Genomic DNA, 6,714 nt, shown 5'->3' with positions numbered 1-6,714 from the left:
ATAGCTCAGTCGGTAGAGCAGAGGATTGAAAATCCTCGTGTCGGTGGTTCGATTCCGCCTCTGGGCACCATCCTTTAAAAAACCTCGCAATCGCGAGGTTTTTTGCTTTCTGATACTTTATATTTCTTATCTTTGCAAAAAATAGATTCATCTGGTTACAACTGAGATTTACTTTTCAAAATACAGTGCTTAATATGCAAAAATAAAACTAGTTATCATTTGCATTTTAAAAGGTGTGACGTGAGAGAGATCAAGGTCTTGCTAATTGAAGACGACTGTACTTTAGGTACCTACTTAGTAGATTTGTTGCAAAAGTCAGGATATCAAGTTGAGCAGTGCTTTGATGGTGAGTCGGGACTACAAGTCGCTCAGTTGCAGCAGCATGATTTGATCCTTTTGGATAATATGTTGCCAAAATTAGATGGTGTTTCTTTGTTAAAAAAGCTGCGAGCTACGAGTCAGATCCCTGTTGTAATGGTGTCTGCAAAGGGGGCCGAGGAGGAGCGCATTATAGGTTTGGCGCATGGGGCTGATGACTATATTGCTAAACCTTTTAACTCCACTGAGTTGCTCTTGAGAATGGAAAGTATTCTTAGGCGAAGCCAAAATATAATTCAACTCTCTATACCGTCAGAGATTTCCATTGATGGCCTAACACTAAACTCGCAGACTCAATCGGTTTATGTCCATGGCGAAATATTAGAGTTCACACCAATTCAGTTCAAGTTGCTTTGGGAGCTTGCTTCACGGCCACATACAATCATAACCAAACCTGACTTATATCTGTCTGTGCTTAATAAAAAATTAGGAGCATATGATAGGAGTTTAGATATGCACTTAAGTCGAGTACGCAGAAAGCTTAATGAAGCAAACTGGCATGGTGAGCGTTTACAAACTGTGCATGGAAAAGGTTATTGTTTTAAATGAAACGAAATATTTTGTGGAAACTGAGCTTAATCTTAGCTGCTGGTTTGGTCGCTTTTTTCTATTTACTGCATGCCTTAACACTTAAAACAGAAGAAAGTATGAGTATGATAGCTGTAAGCGATAGAATCCAGATGAAGAATTGGAAGTCTGAAGCTGAACGACTCTACTTGGCTAACAACCAAGAAGCGCTAGAAGCTTGGATAAAAAACCTAATGAAAGAAGAATCTACATGGGTATCAATCGCGAGTTTTGACGCTATTCATTTAGCTGGAGAGCCAATAGATCAGAATATCGTTGGAAGCTATCACTTTGGTCGGAGCATTGAATGGAAAATACATTTATATTTTGAATCAAATCCAATAATGGAACTGCCATTCGAGTCTTCTAATGCAAGCTTACTCATAAAGTTGCCAGAGCGAATGCGGCCTGGGATCTACTGGAATACGACTAAATTTATGCTTCAGGTACTCATTCCTATGGCAGTGTTGGCCGTATTATCCATCTTTCTTTATCGACATATCATTATTCCATTGCGACAGCTGGATAGTGCAACAAGTGCTTTTAGTAAAGGCAATTTTAAAGTAAGACTTGGAAAGTATCTTGGCAAACGCAATGACGAGTTTTCACATTTAGCCTCTACGTTCGATCAGATGGCATCAAGGATCGGGGAGCTAATTGCAAGTCAACGTCAGCTAATCGCTGATCTGTCACATGAACTTAGAACTCCGCTAACTCGACTAGATATTGCGGTTAGTAACTTTGAAGAGAATGATAGCCAACGACACTTAGAGCGTATTGCTCGTGAATCTCAACAGATTAGAAAGTTGGTCGAAGATTCACTCACTTTGGCTTGGCTAGATAATGAAAATCCAATGTTACAGAAGGAAAGCGTAGATTTAGTAGACCTGCTGGATGTGTTGATCGATGACGCCAAGTTTGAGTTTCCAGATCGAACGCTGTTATTTGAATCGCCAAAAAGTGCCGTTGTTGTAAATAGTTGCCATAGAGCACTGTGTCCAGCAATCGAGAATATCATTCGTAATGCCTTACGCTTTACGCCTGAAGGTAAAAAAGTCGAGATAAAACTACAGCGAATAAGCAACGATTATTTAGTTGAAGTGCTAGACCAGGGGCCCGGGATCCCTGAAGAGTTTATTGAGAAAGTATTTGAGCCATTTTTCCGTGTGGACAATGCTCGCCTCGCACAAAGTGATAGTTTTGGTCTTGGTTTAGCACTTGCTAAGCGACACTTGAGGAGTGTTAGAGCGTGCGTGTCAGCACGTAATTTAGCCAGTGGAGGGTTGGTTGTACAAGTAATAATTCCGGTTTCGTAAAATGTAACAATTGTAAAAGTGATTGCTTGAGAAAGCTAAATGGTAATAATTCTGATTCAGCCTTTTAACTGTTGTTTGAGACATGAATCATGCCATTTTTATCCCAAAAAAGTCACTTCTTTAAAAAAACTACCATAGCGTCAGCCGTTTCTCTTGCTTGCTTTAGCCTTAGCTTTGGCGTACTCGCAGAGCAATCCGATACAGAAAATGAACTAAAAAAAGTCGAAAGAATTACCGTTGTCGGGGCAACAACAAACTCCGAAATTACACCTGCAGTATTAGCTAACTACCAAGCAAATGACCTAGAAGATATTTTCCGCCATACCCCCTCAGTTACTGTTGGTGGATCGCTGGGGATTGCACAAAAAATCTTTGTTCGTGGAGTGGAAGACTCAATGGTGAATGTCACTGTAGATGGTGCTCCACAAACAAGTACACTATTTCATCACATAGGTCGTGTTGCCATTGAGCCTGAGTTATTGAAAAGTGTAGAGGTACAAGCAGGTGCTGGTGAAGCAACAGCTGGAAGCGGTGCAGTTGGTGGCGCAATACGTTTTAAAACGAAAAGTGCGACGGATCTATTGGATGAAAATGACAGGTTCGGTGGAACTGCCAAAGTAAGTTATTTTACCAATGACGGACATAAAGAGAGCCTATCTTTATATGGTAAGGCAACGGATTCAATCGGTATTTTAGCTTCGTATGTAACAGTTAGCCGCAAAAATATGGAAGATGGTGACGGTAAAGCGCTTCCGGGAACCGCAGCAGATCAAACATTAGGGTTTATTAAGCTGAATGCCAAGCTGACGGAATCTCAAGATATCACAGTTAGCTACGAGCAAAGAAAAGAGGACGGTGAGTTTGGCAAGCAAACAAACTGGGCACCACTAGAAAGCGACCCACTGTTTGCATCTTGGGGTGAGCGCGAGACTTTAGTGCTTAACCACAACTGGTTTTTAAATTCTCTGGTGAATTTAGAGACAACAGTGTATCAAACAAAATCATCATTCAAGCGTGAGCTATATACCTGGGATGCCTCAATTGAAACGATAGGTTTTGATATTCGCAATACCAGTGATATCGGTACTCACTCTATTACTTATGGAATTGAGCACAAAAACGATAAGGTACATTCGCAGTCCTATGAAGACTTTGGTGGGATTTTTGACGAAGATGGTACTGTGTTAGGAGCTTATGTCCAAGATCATTGGCAAGTTTTTCCTGATCTGCGTTTAAGTTTCGGTCTACGTTTTGACTCCTATGAGTTGGATCATCAAGGTATAGAAGCAAACTGGGTAAAGGTTGATGGTGTTTGGGTTGTTGAGACTGATGCAGCTGGTGCACCAGTTACATCAACCAGTGAGTTCTCAGCCAAAAAGCAGGATGGTTTTAGTAAAAATGTTGGATTGCTATACAACCTTGCTGATAACTTGACGTTGTCACTTGGCTATGCGGAAGCGCTGCGAGGCAGACAAATCGCAGATGCATTCACAGTCGGTGAGCTAACGCCGAATGCAAACTTGGTTCCTGAAGAAGTAGAAAATGTTGAACTCGGTATTCAATATAATGATGGCGCTTGGATGTTTGAAGCATCTGTATACTCTAGCACAATTAATGGTGTTGTCTTCGACAAGTTTAAAGGGCGTGAAGGGGTTTTCTACGAAAATATCGGTGACTTAGGTAGTGAAGGCTTTGAGCTAGTTGGTGGTTATCAAACGGACAATTTTGATGTAATTGTCAGCTTTAACCATAACGACGTTGAATTGGATAATGTGATATTTAATTGGCCAGATCCTACAGACGCGACATCCACAAACCGCATAGAAGTTGACAACATTGACTTGGCTGCCTACGAATACGGTGGTCTAGGTAATGCGGTTGGAGACTCATTGAACGTAAACTTTAACTATCATTTAAACGATCAGATTAAACTTGGCTGGAATTACAAGTATGTGGCGAGCTTAAATGATATTGAAGTATTTCATCGTTCAATTGAGTTAGGCTGGGTTGAAAAGCTTGAGACAATTGGCAAACCAAGCTACCAGTTAGTCGATGCTTATGTTAGCTACGAGCCATTCGACTCTTTGAGAGTCGACCTTTCAATACAAAATCTATTAGATGAGTCTTACCGCAGCCATGGTAGTGTCGCCGATTACGGTCATATTCCTGGTTATGAGGGTGTTGTCGGGATCAAAGAAGCAGGTCGCGATATTAGGCTGACAGTTGCCTATCAATTCTAGTGTTATTGTCAAAAGAGCTAACTTAAAGGGTTAGCTCTTTTCATTTGGTTATTATGCTAATGAAACCTTTATTTAAGCCAACGCCAGCTGCGCATGTTACTTGCCGAGTTTTACTTAGCGTGATTGGTGGTTATGTTATCGCTAACTTGAGTGCCATGCTTATTTCGTACTTACCATCAGACAATAAAGTCGATGGTATTGTCGCGGGAATGATGTCCAGTTTTATTATTTACACTTTGATTGTGATCGTTGTGTTTGCTGTTAAAAGCACTACTAGAGCAATATTTTTTATTGCGCTTTTAGTTGTTTTGCTAAGCGTTTTAGTCATGTATCTAGAAAAGGCTATTTGAGAATGAAAGCGAGATTTCGACAGTCTATGAGTTGGCTACATACGTGGACCGGCGTTGTTTTTGCGTGGATGTTGTACTTCATTTTTGTGACTGGCAGTGTCGGATATTTTGAAAACGAAATTGATCGTTGGATGAAACCTGAAATCATCGTTTCGAAAGGGCTTGAGGATAGCGCAATAACGAATATCGCGACCAGACAACTCAGAGTACATGGTGATAATGCATCTCAGTGGTACATAAGCTTTCCCACATCAAGAGATCCATTTATTGAAATCTCTTGGTTAGAGCCTGAGAATGCCGAAAGAAAAACAGCGAAACAATGGCACGAAAGCAGCCTCGACCCAGTGACGGGAGCGCTTATCCGTAATAGACAAACTAGCGGAGGTGAGGCGCTCTACCGTTTGCATTACAATCTACATTATGTACCACAACTTGTAGGCTATATATTGACCAGCATTACCGCAATGCTAATGCTTATAGGGTTAGTTACTGGTTTAATTATTCACAAGAAAATTTTTGTTGAGTTCTTTACGTTCCGGGCCCAAAAAGGGTTGCGTTCTTGGTTAGATATTCACAATGTTTTTAGTGTGCTACCACTACCGTTCCACTTGATGATCACCTATAGCGGGTTATTGCTGCTGATGGGGATCACTATGTCTCCAGTTATTGACCTGCGCTATGGAGAAGGTCAGCAAAACCATCGCCAATTTTATGCGCAATCACAAATAGAGCAAAAGTCACAGCAAATAATCGAGATGCTCCCCACAGAGTTAAGCGTTCAATCTGCTTTGGCTGATGCCAAACGTCGCTTCAAATCACATAAAGTTAGTTATGTTGGAGTCATTGAGAGAAATACAGAAAAAGAACACATTGAGATCTGGTTTGAATCGAAAAGTGGTGTCGAATTCGCCTCGTTGCTTGAGTATCGTGCTATTGAAGATAAAGTTATACTCGAAACCTCACTCGGAAAAGCTGGGGGAGCTGCAAGTGTTTATGATTTCTTGGAGCATTTACATGAGGGGTTATTTGCTGATATTTACCTAAGGTGGATTTACTTTTTATCAGGTTTGTTTGGCGCAGCTATGGTTGCTACTGGCCTTATGATATGGCTGAAAAAGCGTAAGGCAGTGAGTAGCACTAATAAGACTCTAACGAGTATTATAGAACGCATAAATATTGCGATGATCCTTGGGGTCCCTATAGCGATAGCGTCTTACTTTGTCGGTAATCGGTTATTGCCAATAGACTTTCCAAGCCGATCAGCTTGGGAAATGCATATACTTTTTATAACGTTAGGCCTCTGCATACTCTATTGTGGGTTCGCCTCAAAAAAATGGCTTTGGCAGCGAATGTTATGCTGTGCTGCTTTGGTATATGGGTTACTACCTATACTTAACGCACTAACAACGGAGCATAATATATGGCTTAGTTGGATAAATAATGATTGGTTGATGGCTGGATTTGATTTAACGGTGTTATTTATCTCTATTTGCTTTGTAGCAGCTTTTTGGGTTGTACGTTGCCGACAAGAAGACATCAGTGTTAAGGCGGCCCAATGAAGTTAATTGTTGTATTGTTTGTGTTACTTTTCTTAGCCTTTGCGTTGTTGAATTTATCCTTGTCACGACATAGGGTGAAGCTCTCTAATAGAGCCGGATCATTCGATGTGGGTCAACAAGGACGATTTAGGATACTCGGATACTTACTTTTATTCATTACGGTGGCTTTTGCTACAGCGATGTGGGGTGTCTCTTTAGGGCTAGTTTATTGGTTCGCCACAGCAACACTCACATCAATTTTGGTGGTTTTGTTGTGGACTTACAAACCTAAATTTTTCAGTTTTTTAAATAGGTGCTAATGACT

6 protein-coding genes and 1 tRNA gene are annotated in these 6,714 nt (G+C 40.9%); all 7 read left to right on the top strand.

Annotation, left to right across the window (positions count from 1 at the left end):
* Positions 1-70: transfer RNA gene (locus CKO50_RS22010), tRNA-Phe, on the top strand.
* Positions 71-240: 170 nt separating this feature from the next.
* Positions 241-927: a response regulator transcription factor gene (locus CKO50_RS22005; protein ID WP_095729912.1), complete on the top strand. Its 687-nt coding sequence runs from the start codon at positions 241-243 to the stop codon at positions 925-927.
* Entirely contained in the window at positions 924-2,261 is a 1,338-nt protein-coding gene (locus tag CKO50_RS22000; RefSeq protein WP_095729911.1) for a histidine kinase sensor domain-containing protein, read from the top strand. Before CKO50_RS22005 ends, CKO50_RS22000 begins: the two co-directional genes overlap by 4 nt.
* Before the next feature lie 89 nt (positions 2,262-2,350).
* Positions 2,351-4,501: a TonB-dependent receptor gene (locus CKO50_RS21995; RefSeq protein ID WP_095729910.1), complete on the top strand. Its 2,151-nt coding sequence runs from the start codon at positions 2,351-2,353 to the stop codon at positions 4,499-4,501.
* 59 nt (positions 4,502-4,560) lie between these two features.
* Complete coding sequence (locus CKO50_RS21990; protein ID WP_095729909.1) at positions 4,561-4,851, top strand: hypothetical protein; 291 nt, start codon at positions 4,561-4,563, stop codon at positions 4,849-4,851.
* Between the two features lie 2 nt (positions 4,852-4,853).
* Positions 4,854-6,410: a PepSY domain-containing protein gene (locus tag CKO50_RS21985; protein WP_255231102.1), complete on the top strand. Its 1,557-nt coding sequence runs from the start codon at positions 4,854-4,856 to the stop codon at positions 6,408-6,410.
* A complete protein-coding gene (locus CKO50_RS25175; protein ID WP_095729908.1) occupies positions 6,407-6,709 on the top strand; it encodes a DUF3325 domain-containing protein in 303 nt (100 codons plus the stop codon). The genes CKO50_RS21985 and CKO50_RS25175 overlap by 4 nt, the downstream gene beginning before the upstream one ends.
* Positions 6,710-6,714: the final 5 nt, after the last annotated feature.

Source organism: Pseudoalteromonas sp. HM-SA03, from assembly GCF_002289345.1.
Taxonomy (GTDB): Bacteria; Pseudomonadota; Gammaproteobacteria; order Enterobacterales; family Alteromonadaceae; genus Pseudoalteromonas.
Note: the sequence above shows the minus strand (reverse complement) of the source record. Positions and strands in the feature narration are given on the sequence as shown.

Excerpts from the sequence above, each read along its gene's own strand:
- CKO50_RS22000 (WP_095729911.1), top strand. The coding sequence starts at position 924 with ATGAAACGAAATATTTTGTGGAAACTGAGCTTAATCTTAGCTGCTGGT.
- CKO50_RS21995 (WP_095729910.1), top strand. The coding sequence starts at position 2,351 with ATGCCATTTTTATCCCAAAAAAGTCACTTCTTTAAAAAAACTACCATA.
- CKO50_RS21990 (WP_095729909.1), top strand. The coding sequence starts at position 4,561 with ATGAAACCTTTATTTAAGCCAACGCCAGCTGCGCATGTTACTTGCCGA.
- CKO50_RS21985 (WP_255231102.1), top strand. The coding sequence starts at position 4,854 with ATGAAAGCGAGATTTCGACAGTCTATGAGTTGGCTACATACGTGGACC.
- CKO50_RS25175 (WP_095729908.1), top strand. The coding sequence starts at position 6,407 with ATGAAGTTAATTGTTGTATTGTTTGTGTTACTTTTCTTAGCCTTTGCG.